The organism is Lentzea fradiae (assembly GCF_900100955.1).
Taxonomy (GTDB): domain Bacteria; phylum Actinomycetota; class Actinomycetes; order Mycobacteriales; family Pseudonocardiaceae; genus Lentzea; species Lentzea fradiae.
In genome coordinates, this window is sequence record NZ_FNCC01000024.1 from 1 (window position 1) to 17,912 (window position 17,912).

Sequence of the window (17,912 nt, forward strand, 5' to 3'; positions counted from 1 at the left end):
GGCAGGTACGGGAACAGGTGCCCGAGCCTGCCGTAGGCGAAACGCAGCCAGTGGTGCTGCGACGGGAAGCCGAGCAGTACCTGGGCCACGGCCAGGCACAGCAACTCCGCGTCGGAGAGCTTCTTGCGCCGGCCGGGACGTCTGCGTTCGGGTGGTGTCAGGTGGTCATCGCAGAACACGTAGAGTGCAGTCAGGAGGGTGTCCAGATCGGTCGTCACAAACCTGATCTTGACACCCTCCTCCTGCGTCTCAGGACCGCCTTCAGCTCAAGAGCCAAACGGAATCAATCATCTAGCTCCCCACGGCGAAGCGCCCCCGTGGCATCGGCACAGGGGCGCTTCGCCGTGCGCGCTCCGCTGATGTCTTTTGGGGCAACGGTTCTGCCCCCGGCCGGGGTCCGTGAGCCCTGCCCGTGCCAGGGCGACCACAGCAGGCTTGTGGAGCACAAGCGCAGCAGCTGCCGGAGCGGAAAAGACAGCCAGAGCGGAAGAGACAGGGGAGCGACCATGCCGCAGTACCTCTCACCGGGCGTCTACGTGGAGGAGGTCCAGTCCGGCGCACGGCCGATCGAGGGCGTCGGCACCGCGGTGGCCGCCTTCGTCGGCTTCGCCGAGCGCGGGCCCTTCCACCGGCCGACCCTCGTGACCAACTGGAACCAGTACGTCCAGCTCTTCGGCGGCTTCACCGAGGACGCCTACCTGCCGCACGCGATGTACGGCTTCTTCGCCAACGGCGGCGGTGCGGCGTACGTGGTGCGCGTCGGCGGTGCGCAGGCGGGCGCCGACGCCGAGCCGGTCGCGCCCGCCCCGGCCGAGCTGGGTGGCCTGGACGTCGCGGCGTTGCCCGGCGCGGGCTCGGACATCTCGGTCGAGGTGGCCGACGCCGACGGGGAGAACCCGCCGGAGGACAGGTTCAAGCTGGTGGTCAAGCAGGGCGGCAAGGTGGTGGAGACCTACGACGTCTCCACGAAGAAGAACGTCAAGAACTACGTCGTCACGCAGGTGTCCGAGCGGTCCAAGCTCATCCGGATGACCGAGCGGTCCTCCGGCACGCTGGCGCGTCCGGACAAGCAGCAGGTCGCGCTGCCGGACACGCCCGCTCCGTCGAAGGCCGTGGCCCGGCTGGACGCCCAGGAGTACCTCGGCGACCCGGACGCGCGCACCGGCATGGGTGGTCTGGAGAGCATCGACGAGGTCACGATGGTGGTGGCGCCGGACCTGATGGGTGCCTACAAGCGCGGCCTGATCGACCTGGAGGGCGTCAAGACCGTCCAGCTGGCGATGATCGCGCACTGCGAGCAGATGGGCGACCGCGTCGCGCTGCTCGACGCGCCGCCCGGGCTCAACGCGCAGAAGGTCCGCGCCTGGCGGATGGACGAGGCGAACTACGACTCCAAGTACGCCGTCCTGTACTACCCGTGGATCAAGGTCTTCGACCCGGCCGGCGGGCGCAACACCCTCGTGCCGCCCGCCGGGCACATCGCGGGCGTGTGGAGCCGCAACGACAACGAGCGCGGTGTGCACAAGGCGCCCGCCAACGAGGTCATCCGCGGGGCGGTGGACCTCGAGATCAACGTCAGCAAGAGCGAGCAGGACCTGCTCAACCCGATCGGCGTCAACTGCGTGCGGTCGTTCCCCGGCCGCGGCATCCGGGTCTGGGGCGCCCGCACGCTGTCCTCCGACCCGGCGTGGCGCTACCTCAACGTGCGCAGGCTGTTCAACTACCTGGAGGAGTCGATCCTGCTGGGCACGCAGTGGGTGGTCTTCGAGCCCAACGACGACCGCCTGTGGGCCAGCATCCGGCGCAACATCACCGGTTTCCTCACCGAGCAGTGGCGGCGGGGCGCGCTGTTCGGCCGCACTCCGGCGGAGGCTTTCTACGTCAAGTGCGACCGGGAGAACAACCCGCAGGAGTCGATCGACCTCGGCCAGGTCGTGTGCGAGATCGGCGTGGCGCCGGTCAAGCCGGCCGAGTTCGTGATCTTCCAGCTGTCGCAGTTCTCCGACAGCACCAGCCTCGTCAGCGAATGAGCCGTCCCGCGCGGGCGGGTGAACCAGAAAGGCGGCACCACCCATGGCAGAGGGCGATGCTCTTTCCACCCACATCTTCGGCGTCCAGCTCGGCGGGTTCACCGTCGAGTCCCTCCAGGAGGTCAGCGGGCTGACCGTCGAGGAGGACGTCGTCGAGGTCTCCCAGGTCACCCCGACCGGAAAACCCGTGCTGCGCAAGCAACCCGGCGCGCAGAAGGGCGGTGAGGTGACGCTCACCAGGGGCCTAGACCAGAGCGTCACGTTCACCAACTGGCTCAAGGAAACCCTGGAGAAGGGCGCGGTCACGGCGGCCAGGCAGGACATCACCATCGAGGTCAAGGACACCGAAGGCAACACGGTGCGCCGCATGACGCTCTACCGCGCGTGGGCCAGCAAGTGGGAGGGACCCTCGTTCAAGGCGGGCGAGTCCAGTGCCGCCACCGAGAAGGTGACCCTCGTGTTCGAGGAGATCACGGTCGAATGAGGCGGCGGACGATCCAGCTCGACCAGCTCGACGAACTGGTCGAGACCGGCAAGGAACCGGAACGGCAGGCGGCGCCGAGCACGCGCGGCGGCCTGCGCACGGAGTTCGACTTCGAACTGCCGAGGGGCTACGTCGACCCCGACGGCGTGCTGCACCGGCACGGCCGGATGCGCCTGGCCACGGCGCGCGACGAGCTGCGTCCCCAGATCGACCTGCGGGTCAAGGAGAACCCCGGCTACCTCAGCGTGGTGCTGCTCAGCCAGGTCATCACCGCGCTGGGCACGGTCCGCGAGGTCCACGCCGGGGTGGTGGAGCAGATGTACGCCACCGACATCGCCTTCCTCCAGGACTTCTACCGGCGGATCAACAGCGAGGGCCACACCAGGGCCGGCGTGACCTGCCCGTCGTGCGGCACCGCGTTCGAGGTCGACCTCGCCGGTGGCCGCCTGGGGGAATCGTGACGTACGCGGCCGACCGGCTGCTCGAAGAGGTCGCGTACGTGGCCTACCACTTCCACTGGCCGCGCGAGGAGATCCTCGACCTGGCGCACCACGAGCGCCAGAGCTGGGTCCGTGAGATCGCGCGCATCAACACGAGGGTGAACGAGGGGAGGTGACCCGGTGGGGTTCTGGGACCGGTGGCGGCGGGGCGACCGCGCCGCGCAAGAGCCGGAGGCCACGCCGGTCACCGCTCCGGCACGTCCCGCGTGGGACGGCGGCTGGCGTGCGGTCGCGCCGCTGAGCGGGGTGGTCCAGCGCAGCGGCATCCCGGTCGGGGACGGGCTGGGCTTCCGCGACGGGCTGGCCTCCTGGCGGGACCACCGCTTCGGCGGCGAGCTGGGGCACTCGCTGAGCGCGAACGCCCCGGCAGGGTTGGTCGCAGGGGTGACCGGGCCGGAGGTGACGCAGCGATCCCGGTACTCGGGCGGCGGGCCGTTGCTGCTGGCCTGGCGCGGGGAGGGTGAGGAACCGCCCTCGCCCGTGCGGGCGGACGCGTCCGGTGGGGTGGCGGGACCGGCTGTGCAGAGGGCTCCCCTTGCCGGTGCCGCGCCGGTGGTGCGGCGGAGTGCCAGCGGGCCGGGGCTTTCCGGTGGGAGCAGCGCGGCGGGACAGGCTGGTGGAGTTGCGGCCAGGCCCGGCAGCGGTGGTGCGGGGACGAAGTCCCCGAGAGTGCCGGGTGGCAACGCGGGCGGTGCGAAGTCTTCGGGCGTTGGTGGCGCAGCGGGCGGTGCGAAGTCTTCGGGAGTCGGTGGTGCGGCGGGCGGATCCAAGTCCTCGGGCGTTGGTGGCAACGCGGCTGGTTCGAAGTCCCCGAGTGTTGGCGGTGCGGCGGGCGGTTCGACGTCTTCGGGTGTCGGCGAGACCGCGACCGTTGCCGAAGGTTCGGTTGCCGGTGATGTGACGCCAAGGGGTGGCGAGGCGGTGGTCGCTTCGGCGTCGTCTGGTGCCGGGCAGATTGGTGGGGTGAGGTCTGCGGGCCGTGGCGCCGCCGAGGTGGTCCAGCTGCGACCTGTCCGGCCGCCGCTGACTGTCGCCAGGCGACCGGCGATGCCGGTTCGTTCGCTCCCCGTGGCCGGTGGTGCGGCGGGAAAGGCCCCGAGCGTGCCGGGTGGTGCGGCGGCGAAAGCCTCGAGCGTGCCGGGTGTGGCCGGGAACGTCCCGAGCGCGCCTGGTGGGGTGCCAGGGAAGGCTCCGAGCGTGCCGGTGGCCCAGGCGGGCGGGCGACCTGGATCGCCCGAGGTCGCGCCGGTGCTCGGGGAGCCGTTGACCGCGATGCCGCCGACGGCGAAGGCGCCGCTCGGCTCGTCGTCGGTGCCGCGGTCGAACCCGCCCCGTGGTGTTGCACAGACGCCGGTGGTCAGGTCGGGGACGGCTCAGGCGGGCGACGGGCTCGCGGTGCAGCGCAGTGCCGCGCCGAAGCAGGACGCGACGTCTCGACCCAAGCGCGGCACCGGGATCGGCGCACCCCTTGCGGAGCTCCCGGCCACCGCGGCCCAGGCGGGCGCAGCGCAGGTGCGGACGCCCGCGTCTGGTGGGGCAGCCGCACCTGCCGTGCGGTCGTCTTCGAGTGGTGGGCTGGCTTCTCGGTCGACAGCTCCGGCAACCGCATCGGTACAGCGCGTCGTTGACGGGCGCAGTCCGATCTTGGGGGTGGAGAGGCCGCCACTGCCTGAGGTGGACCGCCAGGTGCAGCGCGCTGTCGACGCCAAGACGCGTACAGCGATGAAGCTCGGCGCGCCGTCCACTGTGGACAGTGCATCGGCTCGGCCGGATTCGGCCCGGTTGCCGGTGGTTCCGGTGACACGGCTCCCTGTCGGGGAGGTAGAGGTTCAGCGGTCGCCGAAGCCTGCCGGTGAGGTGAAGGGTGGGGGACAGGCGGGTCCTGCTGCGGATGAGCCTCGCCGGTCCATGCCGCAGGACAGGACGCACGGTTCGCCAGTGCTGCCCCTGATCGCTCAACGTCCCCTCGCCACCAGCACCGGCGTGGGGTTGCCCCAGCCGGTGCAGCGCGCGGCGGGGAAGCCCGTGGTTCGCCCGCAGTGGGCGGGCGCTGAGAGGGAGCCGACTGGTTCGGATCCGGCGCCGACGGTGCAACGGCTGTCCGCGGACCCTGGAGCCCCGGCAGGAGGCAGCCGCAGGGTGGCTGGTCGCCATGCGGCTGTACCCCGAGGTGACGCGTCGAGGACGACTGGCTTGAGCCGTCTGCGGCCGGGTGGTCGGCGGCCCAGGGGTGGGGTGTCCGGTGGTGCGGAACCGGGCAGTGCGGAACCGAACAGTGCGGCCCTGAGCGCCGCACCGTCACCCACCAGCGCACGAACCTCGCTCCCGAACTCGGTGCAGACCGCAGCATCGACTTCCGCACCGGGCTCGGCATCGACCTCCGTGCAGACCTCTGCATCGACCTCCATCCCGGGCTCGGTACCGGCACCGGCGTCGCCTCCGCTGGTCGCCCAGCGGGCGACCGGTTCCGGCCCCGGCCAGCGCCACCACGTCCAGCGCTCCCACATCCAGCGCTCCCACAGCCAGCACCCCGAAGCCCAGCGCCCCCACGTCCAGCGGGACGTCGGCGGTGCACCCCGCCCAGCGGCGAACGGCGCGCCGGCCGTGGTGCGACCGGCACCGCCTCGGCCGCTCGACAGCGGCCAGCGGCTCCCGCCGATCGCGTACCCCGCCAACGTGCCTACCACGATCGGCCGGGACCACACCCCAACCGCCCCAGCCACCCCGCAACGGACCGCGGTCCCGGCGGTGAGGTGGTCGGCGGGCACTCAGGTGGTGCAGCGCGCCTCGAAGCAGGCGCCGGGACGGCGGGCACCGGTGAGCGCATCGCCGGAACCGGAACCGACATCCCCGGGAGCGTGGCAGGACGACCCGGCGACCGGACAGGCCCGCACCAAGCGGGCCGAGCCGGATCTCGAGGAACTGGCCCGCAGGCTGCTCGACCCGCTCGGCAGGCTGCTGCGCGCAGAGCTGCGTCACGGCCGCGAACGCGCGGGCCGACTGCACGACCGCGGCCGTTGACCGGCCAGAACGAGGAGCAACCCCGATGAGCGACGACGTGTTCGCCAGCAGCGTCTTCTTCCGCTTGACCATCGCCGACGACGACCTCGGCATGTTCCACACCTGCGACGGTCTCGGCGCGACGGTGGAGGTCGAGCAGTACGCCGAGGGCGGCAACAACGGGTTCACCTGGAGCCTGCCCTCGCGCATCACCTGGTCCAACATCACCATGACCCGTCCGGTGACCGGTGACTCGGCCAAGGTCCTCAAGTGGTTCAACGAGATCATCGAGGACGCCGACCGCTCCGACGGCGAGATCGTCGCGCTGGCCCCCGACCTGACGCCGATCGTCAGCTGGCAGGTGATGGGCATCATCCCGGTCCGCTGGCAGGGGCCGTCGTTCGACCCGAACCAGTCGCAGGCCGCCGTGGAGACGCTGGAGTTCGCCCACGAGGGCCTCCAGGCGTCCAGCGACGGCTGAGCGCGGGCAGCGGGAGGAGACGGACCGTGGCGTCGAAGGCCAGGGCTGTCGCCGGCAAGGCGGGCAAGGCGGCGAAGGCGTTCATGGGCTCCGGCCTCGTCAAGGCACAGCTGGTGATCATGGAGCCGCCCGCCAGGAGCGGTGCCGGGCCGGGGGCCCGGCTGGCCACCGTCCAGTTCCAGTTCAACCCCGGCAAGCTGGCGCTGAGCAAGAGCGTCGAGTGGCGGCGCAAGCCGGCGCGGATGGCCGGCCAGGCGGCGTTGCCGGAGTTCGTCGGCAGCGGGCCGCGGTCGTTGAGCGTGGACGTGTTCCTGGACGCGACCGCCGGGCACGACAACTCGGTCGAGGAACGGGTGGAGCAGCTGATGATCGCCTGCGTGCCGACGAAAGCCAGTCTGCGCAAGAAGAAACCCGCGAGCCCGTGGGTCCGCTTCGAGTGGGGCACCGCCAAGTCGGTGTCCTTCGACGGGGTGCTGTCCAGCCTGTCGGTGGACTACTCGCTGTTCGACGTGGACGGCAAGCCGCTGCGCGCCACCTGCTCGCTGGCCATCGAGGAGGCGGGGGCGGGCACGCCAGGGCAGAACCCGACGTCCGGGTCGCGGGAGGCCCGGCGGACGCACCAGGTGGTCGCCGGGGACAGCCTGGCGCAGCTGGCGTGGCGCGAGTACGGCGACGCGACGGCCTGGCGGGTGATCGCGGAGGCCAACGACATCGACGACCCCATGGTCCTGGTTCCCGGCACGGAGCTGCTGGTGCCGGGCGTGGCGGGGGAGACAGGGGAGGACCGATGACAGGGCCGGGCGTGGAGGGCGACAACATCGCCGCGAGCGCGGTGGTGCGCGCGAACGGCACCGAGCTGACCGAGCAGGCCGACCAGCTGGTCCGCTGCGTGGTGGACGAGAACGTCGGCCTGCCCGACTGCGTCGTGCTGACCTACTCCGACGAGAACAACGAGCTGCTCAAGGACACGGGCATCACGATCGGCGCCAAGATCGAGGTGTCGCTGGCGTCCTCGGGCGTCACCACCACCGAGAAGGTGTTCACCGGCGAGGTCACCGCGCTGGAGCTGGACCGCGACGGCACCGGCTCGTACATCGTGGTCAGGGCGATGAGCCGGGCGCACCGCCTGATGCGGGGCCGCAAGGTCCAGGCGTTCCGCAACATGTCGGCGGCGGCCGTCGTGCGCAAGGTCGCCACGGGCGCCGGGCTGACCGCGGGCCGGCTCGACGTCGCGGGCGTCACCTACCGGCACCTGAGCCAGGCGGGCGTGTCGGACTGGGACTTCCTGCAGATGCTCGCCAGGGAGCACGACGCCGTCGTCCGGGTCGACGAGGCGGGACGGCTCGAGCTCGTCAAGCTCAAGCCGGCGAGCGGGGCACCGAAGCCGAAGGTGACCAACGATCCGCACGTGCTGGAGTTCGGCGAGAACACCGTCGCGCTGCGCGCCGTGCTGACCACCGCGGACCAGGCCAACGGCGTCGAGGTGCGCAGCTGGGACGTGGCCACCAAGAAGGCGCTGGTCGCGGTGCGGCCCAACACCTCCAGCAAGACCGTCAGGCCGGGACTGACGGCCAGCAAGGCCAACGGGGCCTTCCCCACCAAGGCGCCGCTGCTGGTCACCGACACGCCGTACGCCACGCAGGCGGAGGCGACGCGTGCGGCGCGGTCGCTGGAGGCGTCGACCAGCGCGGGCTTCGGCGAGCTGGAGGCCGTGGTCACCGGCAGCCCCAAGCTCCGCGCGGGCGACCCGGTGACGCTGACCAACTCCGGCCAGGAGTTCGACGGCGCCTACACCGTGACCGCGGCGCGGCACGTGCTGGAACCCGAGACCGGCTACTACACCACGCTGACGGTCAGCTCCTCCTTCGACCGCTCGCTCACGGGTCTGGCCATCGGCGGCAACGCGCCACCCCGCAGCCCGCGGATGCCCGGCCTGGCCACCGGAATCGTCACCGACATCAAGGAGACCGGCGGCCAGCGCGGCTGGGTGCGGCTGAAGTTCCCCTGGCTGGACGACAAGTACGTCACCGACTGGGTGCGCACCGTGCAGTGGGGCGGCGCGGGTGGCGGCGGGGTGTTCAGCCCGGAGGTCAACGACGAGGTGCTGGTGGGGTTCGAGCAGGGCAGCCTGGACCGGCCCTACGTGATCGGCGGGCTCTACAACGGCGTCGACCAGCCCTCGGCGCACGACCTGCCGCTGGTGGACGGCAGACGCGGCAAGGTCAACCGCCGCTCCCTGGTCTCGCGCACGGGCAACCGGGTGGAGCTGCTGGACGGCACCGCCCAGTCGGGGGTCCGGCTGGCCTCCGGTGACAAGCGGCTCGAGGTCGTGCTCGACGAGAAGCGCGACAAGATCGACCTCGTCGTGCGCGGGCCGCGCGGTGCGGGCGTGCTCGGCTCGGTGTCGCTGACCAGCACCGGCATCACCATCGACGCCGGCAGGGGCGTGCTCACGCTCAAGGGCGCCCTCATCAAGCTCAACTGACCACGTGAGGAGATCGCGACATGCCTCCCGCTGCCCGACAGGGTGACAAGACGCTGCACAGCGGCACCATCGGCCCTCCGCTGAACGCGCTGGCGGCGTCCCGGCTGATGACGGTGCTGATCGAGGGCAAGCCCGCCGCGACGATCAACTGCGTGCACGTGTGCACGGTGGTGCCGCACAACGCGGCCCCCAACCTCATCCTGATCTCACCTGCCATCGCCCGCCGCGGCGTCCTCATCGGGGGCCTGGCCGCGGCCACCGTCGGGGACGAGACCACCTGCAAGGCCAAGCTGGCGCCACGTCCCGGCACGGTGCACATCGGGGGTCCGCTGTGAGCGCCGACTTCATCGGCCGCGGCTGGGGCTTCCCGCTGCGGCCCGGTCCCACCGGCGGCATCGGCATGGTCGACCGCGACCAGGAGATCCAGGAGGCCATCCGGCTGGTCCTGGGCACCGCGCCCGGTGAGCGCCCGATGCGCCCCGAGTTCGGCTGCGGCATCCACGACCTCGTGTTCGCCGCGGCGGACGGCGCGACCGCCGGGCACATCTCGCGCGAGGTGCGGACCGCGCTCGACCGGTGGGAGCCGCGCATCGACGTGGCCGACGTGGTCGTGGCGTTCGACTCGGTCGACGTCGGCACGCTCTACATCGAGATCCACTACACCGTGAAGTCCACCAACGACCAGCGCAACCTGGTCTTCCCCTTCTACACGATCCCTTCCGGCGAAGGGGAGGCCGACTGATGGCGTTACCAGCGCCCAACCTGGACGACCGGCGGTTCCAGCAGTTCGTGGACGAGGCCAAGCGGTACGTCCAGCAGAGCTGTCCCGAGTGGACGGACCACAACGTGTCCGACCCCGGCGTCACCCTCATCGAGACCTTCGCGCACATGGCCGACCAGCTGGTCTACCGGCTCAACCGGGTGCCGGAGAAGAACTACCTGGCGTTCCTCGACCTGCTGGGCGTGCGGCTGTTCCCGCCCACGGCGGCCCGCGCGCTGGTGACGTTCTGGCTGTCCGCGCCGCAGGTGGAGACCGTGTCGCTGCCCGCGGGCACCGAGGTCGCGACGGTGAGCACCGAGTTCGCCGAGGCGATCGTCTTCGCCACCACCGGCGAGCTGCCGATCGTGCCCTGCGCGCTGACGCGCCTGGTCACCCGGTCCGCGTCCGGTGAGCACGCCGACCGCACGCGGGACCTGGAGTCCGGCAAGGACGTCGCGTGCTTCCAAGCCTCGCCCGTGCCCGGTGACGCCACGCTGTTCGGGCTCACCGCCGCCGTGCCGCACTGCGCGGTCGTGCTGCGGCTGGACAGCAGGGTCGAGGGCATCGGCGTCGACCCGCGGCAGCCGCCGCTGGTGTGGGAGGCGTGGGACGGAGGGGACTGGGTCGCCTGCGAGGTCGATGAGGACGGCACCGGCGGCCTCAACCGGCCGGGCGAGGTCGTGCTGCACGTGCCGGGCGGCCACACGATGTCGGTGGTCGCCGGCCAGCGCGCCGGCTGGCTGCGTTGCCGGGTCGTCGAACCCGTGCCCGGCCAGCCGTTCTACTCGGAGTCCCCGACGGTCCGCGAGGCCGAGGCTTACACCATCGGCGGCACCACCGTCGCCGAGCACGCCGAGACCGAGACCGACGTGCCGCTCGGCGAGTCCGCGGGCGTGCCGGGCCAGCGGTTCAGCGTGCCCAGGGCCCCGGTGCTGCTCGACGGCGACCCGGTCGTCGTGCAGGCCGCGGCGGGTGAGGGCTGGGAGGACTGGGCCGTGGTGGAGGACTTCGGCCTCTCCACCCCCGGCGACCGGCACGTGGTGCTCGACGCGTCGAGCGGCGAGTTCCTGTTCCCGCCCGCGGTGCGCGAGGCGGACGGGACGCTGCGCCGCTACGGCGCGGTGCCGCCCAAGGGGGCGGTGCTGAGGGTTCCGCGTTACCGCACCGGCGGTGGCCGGTCGGGCAACGTGGCGCGCGGCGCGCTCTCGGTGCTGCGGAGCTCGGTGCCCTACATCTCGGCGGTGGAGAACAGGGAGGCCGCGACCGGCGGCGTGGACGCCGAGACCGTGGCCGAGGCGAAGCTGCGGGCACCCCACCAGCTGCGGGTGCAGGACCGGGCGGTGACCGCCGAGGACCACGAGCTGATCGCGCGGCAGGCGGCGCCGTCGCTGGCACGCGTGCGCTGCCTGCCCGTGGAGGGGGAGGCGGGGGCCGCGCGGGTGCTGGTGGTGCCGGACGCGGTGGCCGACGAGGGCGACAGGTTGCGGTTCGAGCAGCTGGTGCCCTCCGACGAGGTGCTGGCCGCGGTCGCCCGGCGGCTGGACGAACGGCGCCTGCTCGGCACCCGGCTGGTCGTGGAACCACCCCGCTACCAGGGCATCACGGTGGTGGCCAGGCTGACGGCCGCCGACGTGAACCGGGTCCGCGAGGACGCGCTGGCCGCGCTGTACCGGTACCTCAACCCGCTGCGCGGCGGACCGGGCGGCACCGGGTGGGGCTTCGGCAGGCCGGTGCAGTTCGGCGAGGTGTTCTCGGTGCTCCAGGCGGTGCCGGGGGTGCTGCTGGTGGACGAGATCAGGATGTTCCCGGCGAACCCCATCACCGGGGCGCGGGGCGCGCCGGTGGACCGGCTGGACGTCGCGCCCAACGCGCTGGCCTTCTCCTACCAGCACCAGGTCGAGGTCGGTGCGCCGTGACCAGGGCGGCGCTGCCGGAGCTGCCGAGCAGGCACCCGCTGGGCGGCATGCTGCCCGCGCTGTTCGCGGCGGACGACTTCGCGCAGCGGTTCACCTCCGGCCTGGACGCCGTGCTGTCGGCGGTCCTGTCCACTTTGGACAACCTGCCCGCCTACCTGGACCCGGCGCTGGCGCCGGAGGACTTCCTGGTGTGGCTGTCGTCGTGGGTGGCGGCGGGGCTGGACCCGGCGTGGCCGGAACCGCTGCGGCGCGCCCTGGTGCGGCGGGCCGTGGAGATGCACCGCAAGCGCGGCACGGTGCGCGGGCTGGTCGAGCGGCTGGAGCTGTCGCTGGGCGTGCGCGCGGACGTGGCGGACGGCCCCGGGGTGCGCTGGTCGGGCACTCCGGACGCGCCGCTGCCCGGTCCGGCGGCCGGCGTGGTCGTGGTGCGGGTGTGGCCGGGTTCGTCCGGCCCGGTGGACCGCGACCGGGTCGAGGCTCTGGTGGAGGCGGTGTGTCCGGTGCACGTCCGGTGCGCGGTCGAGGTGCTGGACGGGCCGCCGAGGGGTGAGGGGTGATGGCCGTGGTGCGCTCGTGCCCCCAGTGCGGAGCGTCCGTCCAGGACGGTGACGACTTCTGCGGCAACTGCGGCACCTACCTGGGGTGGACCGCCGAGGCGACCCGGCGGGAGCGAGCCGAGGCCGCCACGGCGCGGGTCCCCGCCGCTGAGGACGCGTCCGTCGCGGAAGTCGCGCCCACGGCCCCGGTCCCGCGGGACGACTCGGCCGGGCAGCAGCCGGTGGACAGGAGCGGGCGAGCAGCGGACGGGAAGGCCGATGAGGACGCAGGTCCCGGCATGAACCCGCCCCCGGTGGCCGAGGACCACTTGGCGGCGCGGATCGAGACGGCGATCGGAGAACCGGGTCCGGTGGAACCAGGCTCAGCGGTCGGTGGGGGACTCGCGCCGGAAAGTCCCGCCACTGCCCGGCCGGGCCTGTGGGCCCGCTGGCACGCGTGGGTCCGATCGCGGTTCGGGAAGGACGGGACACCGGCGACCGGAGAGTCCGCCGCCGCCTCCGACCGGCCGGTGGTCGCCAGGGTCCGTACGGCGGCCGGAACGGAGGCGGCGGTCGGGACGGGGCCGTCGGACGTGGTGCTGGGACCCGTGCTGCCGGGGCGGCCGGAGGCCAGGCGTCCGCTGCCCACCGCTGGTGCCCAGGTCGAGGTGGCCGGTCCGCCCTGCCCGGTGTGCGGCACCACCAACCCGCCGGGTCGCCGGTTCTGCCGCCGGTGCGCCACACCGTTGCAGGGCGGGACCGCGGTCACCACGGCGCGTCCCCACCGGCGTTCGCGGCTCGGCGACACGTCCAAGTGGTTGCGCAGGCTGGCCGCGCTGCTCGTGGTCGCCGCGCTGGTGGTCGCCGGGATCGTGTTCTACCCCAACGCGGTGGAGCTGGTCGAGGACCTGCGTGACCGGCTGGCGAAGCCCGCGCCGATCGCGCCCGTGCGCGCCGCCGCCACCGCCGAGGTGCCCGGCCACCCGGCGGGGGCGGCCGTGGACGGGCTGTCGAACCGGTACTGGGGCGCGCCCGCCGTGGGCGACGCGATCGAGTTCACCTTCGACCGTCCTTTCCGGCTGCTGTCGGTGGTCGTGCACACGGGTGCCTCCGCGCAGCCAGAGCAGTTCCGCGAGCAGGCCCGGCCCACGGCGGTGGACCTGGTCGTGACCGGGTCCGGTGGTGTCACCCGCACGATCGCGGTGGCGCTGAACGACCAGCCGGGTCCGCAGCGCACCGACACCGGCGTCAGCGACGTCGTGGCGGTGCGCCTGGTCGTGAAGTCCGCCGCGGGGCTGGGGGACGGCAGGCACGTGGCGCTCGGCGAGGTCGAGTTCTTCCGCCGCTCGTGACCGGGCCCCGCTGAAGAACTTTTGTAGACGCTTTTCAGAGCGCGTGAAGCCGCGCCTCGCAGACTCGGGATCTGCAACCGGGTCTGCGGGGAGGCAGTGGTGGAACGAGTCGGGGTCGTCGTGCAGGCGGCGGATCACCTGAGCATGGCCGGACTGACGAGCTACCTGGGCTCGCGGGACGAGATCGAGGTGCTGGACTGGGACCGGCGGGCGCGGGCCGACGTGGTCGTGGTGGCCGTCGACCGGATGGGCCCGGCGCTGCTGACCGGACTGCGGCGGGTGGCCGCGGACACCGGGGCACCGGTGGTGCTGGTGCTCGACGAGGTGGGGGAGAAGGACGTGCTCGCGGTCGTGGAGCACCGGGTGGTGGCGATCCTGCCCCGCGCCGCCGCGACCGGCGAACGGGTCCTGCACAGCGTCCTGGCCGCGGCCTCCGGTGGCGGGGTCATGCCGTCCGGTCTGGTCGCGGAGCTGCTCCGGCACGTGGAGCGGCTCCAGCGGGAGCTGGTGTCACCGGACACGAGCGTGCCCAAGCTGACGCCGCGCGAGGCCGACGTGCTGCGGCTGATGGCCGACGGCCTGGACACCGGCGAGATCGCCGGCCGGTTGTGCTACTCCGAGCGCACGATCAAGAACGTCTTCTACGGGTTGACCACCAGGCTCAACCTGCGCAACCGGCCGCACGCGGTCGCCTACGCCCTGCGGAAGGGAATGATCTGAGATGGACGGCAACCCTGGTGGCAGAGCGGGGACGTGCGAGGTCGAGGAGGACGGACCTGGCGAGGCAGCGGCGGAGCGCATCTCCCCGGACCCGGGCTGGGTGATGTCGGACAACGGGGTGATCGGGGCCCCGGAGGAGGAGCCGGCACCCCACCCCGGCGAGGAGGTGCGGGTGCGGAGCTGCGGTTGCACGGTGAACGGCTCGGTCAGGGTGCTCAGCCGACGCGGTCCGTCGCGCGGCGGATGTCCCATGCCGCGCCCAGCCCCCGGTAGAGCGTGACGGCCTCGCGCAGCGCCGCGCCGGCTTCCCGGGCACGCCCGCCGCGTGCGAGCAGGACCGCGCGGTCCTCCAGCGTCTGCGCCGCCTCGAACACCCGGCCCGCCGAACGGTAGTGCGCGGCGACCGCCGCCAGCCCGTCCGGGTCCTCCGCCAGCACGCACCGGCAGCGCCGCGCCGCCGCGGCGGCCCTGGCCTCGGTGGACTCCCTGGCCGCCTCCGCTTCGCACGCCTCGGTGGCGGCGCGGGCGGTCGCCCGGTCGTCGTGGTCCAGCGCCATCCGGACCAGCTCCGGCAGCCACTGGTGGCGCAGCATCATCTCGGTGCGGCGGGTGTCGAGGATCTCGCCCAGGAACTCGATCGCGGCGGAGTGGTCGCCGTCGCGGTACGCCGCGGCCGCCCGTGCCGCGACCAGGAAGTCGCGGTTCTCCCGGTTCACCGCGGTCGTCAGCGGCAGTGCGAGACCGGCGGGCAGGTGCCGCCGGAGCGCGAGGTCGTCGTCCCGGTGCACGGCGATGAGCGCGGCGACGCCGTGCAGCAGCATCAACCCGCCCTCGCGCAGGCCGAACCCGGTCATGCCCGAGTCGTCCCCGAGCACCGCGCCGATCCGGTCCACCGCCTCGTCCCACCCGCCGAGCCAGAACCGGTGGACGGCCGCGCCGACCTGGAGAGCCGCGACGGGCGCGCTGTGCCCGGCGGCGTCGAACGCCAGCCGCATCGTGTCGGTCGCCTCGCCGAGCCGGTCCAGGCACTGGAGCGTGAACATGCGGTTGTCCAGCAGCACCAGCTTCAGGTCGGTGAGCGCGGCGTCGGTGCCCACCACGTCCAGCGCCCGGTCCAGGTGGGCGAGCGCGCCCACGTAGTCGCGCCGTGCCGCGCCGACCTGCCAGAGCACCCCCAGGGACTGGGCGATGGCGAACGGGTCGGCGGCGTGTTCGCCGACCTCGATGGACTCGCGCGCACTCGCCGCAGCCGCGTCGAGGTCGTCGAGCCCGGCGCGCTGCACCAGCGCGAGCAGCGACAGCAGCCGGGCCCGCCACGCGCCGGGCAGCGCGGGGTCGGCCAAGGTCTCCCGCAGCGACTCCAGCGCCTGTTGCGGCCGTGACGCGCGGAAGGGCACGTAGGCCGTCAGCCACCGGACCTCCCCGACGAGGTCGGGGTCGCGCAGCCGGGGAAGGGCCCGCCGGGCGTGGTGCTCGGCCTCGGCGTCCCGGCCGACCCGGAACAGCGCGCTGCTCAGGTGGGCCCGCACCACCGCGGCGTGCGCGTCGGTCACCGCCCTGGACCGCAGCGCCCGCTGCAACAGCTCGACCGCGACCAGCGGCGCCTCGTCGACCAGCGCGGGTGCCCGCACCAGCAGCCAGTCGACCACCCACGCGCCGAAGTTCCCCGCCGAGGCCAGCAGCTGCTCGGCCACGTGGCCGACCGGTGCCCCGGCGCGCGCGAGTGCCTGTGCGGCCTGCTGGTGCAGGGCGTCGCGCAGCGCCGCGGGCATCCTCTCGTGCAGCGCCTGCCGCAGCACCGGGTGCCGGAACGCGATGCGTGTCCCGGCGTCGCGCAGCACCCCCGCCGCGGCGGCCTCCTCGAGCGGCGCCACCAGCTCGGCCACCGGGCGGGCGAGCACGACCGCGAGCCCGTCGACGGAGAACTCGCAGCCCAGCAGCGCCGCCCACCGCAGCACCTCGCGGGTGGGGGCGGAGACCAGGTCCAGGCGCCCGCCGACCGCGGACACCAGCGAGCCGGGCACCTGGTCGAAGGCGTGCTCTCCCACCTCGGCCACGCCGGAGCCGACGACCACCAGCCGTTCGCGCAGCAGGGCGTCCGCCACCTCCCGCACGTACAGCGGGTTGCCGCCCGCCCGCGCGGCGATCTCGCGCAGCGCGGGACCGGGCGGCGCACCCACCAGCCGCCCGACGAAGTCCGCCACGTCCGAGTCGCCGAGCGGGGTCAGGTCGAGCACCACGCCGCCACCGGACTCGGCGAACCGGCGCAGGCGGGCCACCCCCGGCCGGTGCGGCACCGGCCGCGCCGCGCCCAGCAGCAGCAACGGCAGGTGCCGGGTGAGCGCGGCGAGCCGGCGCCACACCTCGATGCTGCTCTCGTCGGCCCACTGGAGGTCGTCTAGCGCCAGCACGAGGGGTGCGTCCGAGCACAGCCGCTCCACGAGTGCGACCAGCTCGTCGACACCGCACGAGAGCGGGTCGCCGTTCGCGAAGACCGACGCGGCGGGCTGCCGCTCGCGCAGTGCCCGGGCCACCTCCGCACGTCGCGGGTCGGTGGCGGCGGGGTCCACGCCCAGGGCGTCCAGCGCGAGCCGGAGCGGGAAGTGGCTGTCCAGCTCGTCCGACACGGCGTGGGCGGTCTGGTGCCCGGCCAGCCCGGCCCGTGCCAGCGCGGCGGCCAGCAGCGCGGACTTGCCGATGCCCATCTCGCCCTCCACCCACAGCGTCCCGCCGCGTCCGGCGGACAGCTCGTCGACCGCCCGCGAGACAGCGGCCAGCTCGGCGTGGCGGCCCAGCAGGACCGGCTCGTCGACGGTGCCGGCCACCGATGCGGAGGCGCTCCGCTGTGGTGGGACGTGCTGCTGGGCGGTGGCGGCCCGCGGTGGGGGGACCGTGCCGCTGAGCACCAGCTGCTGCGCGGCACGCAGCCCCGGCCCCGGTTCCACGCCCAGCTCGGCCACGATGACCCGGCGGGCGTCGCGGAACACCTCCAGCGCCTCCGCGCCGCGCCCACCGCGGTGCAGGGCCAGCACCAGCAGCTCGTGCGCCCGCTCCCGCAGCGGTTCCTCCGCGACCAGCGCGCCGAGGTCCGCGATCACGTCGGTGTGCGCGCCGGTCGCCAGGGCCGCCTCGGCGCGCAGCTCCCGCGCGACGGTCCGCTCCGCGGCCAGCTCCCGCCGCCGGTTCCCGGCGAACGGTCCGCTCAGGCCGGCCAGCGCCTCGCCCCGCCACAGCCCCAGCGCCGCGTCGAGCGAGCGCAGCGCCCCGTCCGCGTCGCCGTCCGCCAGCTGCCGCTGCCCCTGTGCCCGCAGCGCGCGGAACTCCGCCAGGTCCGAGGCGGCCGGGCGCCACCGCAGGCGGTAGCCGGACCCGACCGACTCCAGCACCCGCGAGGCCGCCCCGCGTGGCCGGTCCGGCTCCAAAGCCTTGCGCAGCAACGAGATGTAGGTGTGGACACTGCCCTCCGCGGTGGCCGGCGCGTCCCGGCCCCACACCCCGGACACCAGCTCGTCCCGCCGCACCGCAGCACCCGAGCGCAACGCGAGCATCGCGAACACCGCCTGCGGGCGTGCCGAACCGAGCTGCACCTCGCGGTCCCCGACCCACGCGCGCACCGGCCCCAGCACGACCAACCGCAACGCCGACATC

The 17,912-nt window shown here is 73.5% G+C and carries 15 protein-coding genes and 1 pseudogene; 14 read left to right on the forward strand and 2 right to left on the reverse strand.

What is annotated here, in order from left to right:
- Positions 1-218, reverse strand: a pseudogene (locus BLT23_RS37520) (IS982 family transposase); the annotation flags it as partial.
- Positions 219-506: 288 nt separating this feature from the next.
- Between BLT23_RS37520 and BLT23_RS37525 the strand changes: the two are divergent.
- The 14 genes from BLT23_RS37525 (at position 507) to BLT23_RS37585 (ending at position 14,264) form a co-directional block, all read left to right on the forward strand.
- Positions 507-2,030, forward strand: coding sequence for a phage tail sheath family protein (locus BLT23_RS37525; protein WP_090059712.1), 1,524 nt, complete (start codon positions 507-509; stop codon positions 2,028-2,030).
- A 43-nt stretch (positions 2,031-2,073) separates the two neighbouring features.
- Positions 2,074-2,514, forward strand: coding sequence for a phage tail protein (locus BLT23_RS37530; protein WP_090059713.1), 441 nt, complete (start codon positions 2,074-2,076; stop codon positions 2,512-2,514).
- A complete protein-coding gene (locus BLT23_RS37535) occupies positions 2,511-2,975 on the forward strand; it encodes a hypothetical protein (RefSeq protein ID WP_090059715.1) in 465 nt (154 codons plus the stop codon). Before BLT23_RS37530 ends, BLT23_RS37535 begins: the two co-directional genes overlap by 4 nt.
- Positions 2,972-3,130, forward strand: coding sequence for a DUF6760 family protein (locus BLT23_RS41185; protein ID WP_176947121.1), 159 nt, complete (start codon positions 2,972-2,974; stop codon positions 3,128-3,130). The genes BLT23_RS37535 and BLT23_RS41185 overlap by 4 nt, the downstream gene beginning before the upstream one ends.
- 2,266 nt (positions 3,131-5,396) lie before the next feature.
- Positions 5,397-6,035 carry a hypothetical protein gene (locus tag BLT23_RS40385; protein WP_143036180.1) on the forward strand — a complete coding sequence of 213 codons (639 nt, stop codon included), beginning with the start codon at positions 5,397-5,399 and terminating at the stop codon, positions 6,033-6,035.
- A gap of 25 nt (positions 6,036-6,060) precedes the next feature.
- On the forward strand, positions 6,061-6,495 hold the full coding sequence (locus BLT23_RS37545) for a phage tail protein (protein WP_090059719.1): 435 nt from the start codon (positions 6,061-6,063) through the stop codon (positions 6,493-6,495).
- Between the two features lie 26 nt (positions 6,496-6,521).
- Positions 6,522-7,286 (forward strand): CIS tube protein, encoded by a 765-nt coding sequence (locus BLT23_RS37550; RefSeq protein WP_245744567.1) that lies wholly within the window; start codon positions 6,522-6,524, stop codon positions 7,284-7,286.
- The gene (locus tag BLT23_RS37555; RefSeq protein ID WP_090059721.1) at positions 7,283-8,980 is read left to right on the forward strand and encodes a VgrG-related protein; all 1,698 of its coding nucleotides are present in this window, start codon (positions 7,283-7,285) and stop codon (positions 8,978-8,980) included. The genes BLT23_RS37550 and BLT23_RS37555 overlap by 4 nt, the downstream gene beginning before the upstream one ends.
- A 20-nt stretch (positions 8,981-9,000) precedes the next feature.
- Complete coding sequence (locus BLT23_RS37560; protein ID WP_090059723.1) at positions 9,001-9,315, forward strand: PAAR domain-containing protein; 315 nt, start codon at positions 9,001-9,003, stop codon at positions 9,313-9,315.
- On the forward strand, positions 9,312-9,722 hold the full coding sequence (locus BLT23_RS37565; protein ID WP_090059725.1) for a GPW/gp25 family protein: 411 nt from the start codon (positions 9,312-9,314) through the stop codon (positions 9,720-9,722). Before BLT23_RS37560 ends, BLT23_RS37565 begins: the two co-directional genes overlap by 4 nt.
- Positions 9,722-11,656 (forward strand): putative baseplate assembly protein, encoded by a 1,935-nt coding sequence (locus BLT23_RS37570; RefSeq protein ID WP_090059726.1) that lies wholly within the window; start codon positions 9,722-9,724, stop codon positions 11,654-11,656. The genes BLT23_RS37565 and BLT23_RS37570 overlap by 1 nt, the downstream gene beginning before the upstream one ends.
- Complete coding sequence (locus tag BLT23_RS37575) at positions 11,653-12,213, forward strand: phage tail protein (RefSeq protein WP_090059728.1); 561 nt, start codon at positions 11,653-11,655, stop codon at positions 12,211-12,213. The genes BLT23_RS37570 and BLT23_RS37575 overlap by 4 nt, the downstream gene beginning before the upstream one ends.
- The gene (locus tag BLT23_RS37580) at positions 12,213-13,544 is read left to right on the forward strand and encodes an NADase-type glycan-binding domain-containing protein (protein WP_090059730.1); all 1,332 of its coding nucleotides are present in this window, start codon (positions 12,213-12,215) and stop codon (positions 13,542-13,544) included. The genes BLT23_RS37575 and BLT23_RS37580 overlap by 1 nt, the downstream gene beginning before the upstream one ends.
- Before the next feature lie 96 nt (positions 13,545-13,640).
- Positions 13,641-14,264, forward strand: coding sequence for a response regulator transcription factor (locus tag BLT23_RS37585; protein WP_245744568.1), 624 nt, complete (start codon positions 13,641-13,643; stop codon positions 14,262-14,264).
- 215 nt (positions 14,265-14,479) lie between these two features.
- Here the strand turns inward: BLT23_RS37585 and BLT23_RS37590 are convergent, their stop codons facing one another.
- On the reverse strand, positions 14,480-17,911 hold the full coding sequence (locus tag BLT23_RS37590; RefSeq protein ID WP_090059731.1) for an ATP-binding protein: 3,432 nt from the start codon (positions 17,909-17,911) through the stop codon (positions 14,480-14,482).
- Position 17,912 lies beyond the last annotated feature (1 nt).

Coding starts and splice junctions, on each gene's coding strand:
- BLT23_RS37525 (WP_090059712.1), top strand. CDS start 507: ATGCCGCAGTACCTCTCACCGGGCGTCTACGTGGAGGAGGTCCAGTCC.
- BLT23_RS37530 (WP_090059713.1), top strand. CDS start 2,074: ATGGCAGAGGGCGATGCTCTTTCCACCCACATCTTCGGCGTCCAGCTC.
- BLT23_RS37535 (WP_090059715.1), top strand. CDS start 2,511: ATGAGGCGGCGGACGATCCAGCTCGACCAGCTCGACGAACTGGTCGAG.
- BLT23_RS37545 (WP_090059719.1), top strand. CDS start 6,061: ATGAGCGACGACGTGTTCGCCAGCAGCGTCTTCTTCCGCTTGACCATC.
- BLT23_RS37555 (WP_090059721.1), top strand. CDS start 7,283: ATGACAGGGCCGGGCGTGGAGGGCGACAACATCGCCGCGAGCGCGGTG.
- BLT23_RS37560 (WP_090059723.1), top strand. CDS start 9,001: ATGCCTCCCGCTGCCCGACAGGGTGACAAGACGCTGCACAGCGGCACC.
- BLT23_RS37570 (WP_090059726.1), top strand. CDS start 9,722: ATGGCGTTACCAGCGCCCAACCTGGACGACCGGCGGTTCCAGCAGTTC.
- BLT23_RS37580 (WP_090059730.1), top strand. CDS start 12,213: ATGGCCGTGGTGCGCTCGTGCCCCCAGTGCGGAGCGTCCGTCCAGGAC.
- BLT23_RS37590 (WP_090059731.1), bottom strand. CDS start 17,911: ATGTCGGCGTTGCGGTTGGTCGTGCTGGGGCCGGTGCGCGCGTGGGTC.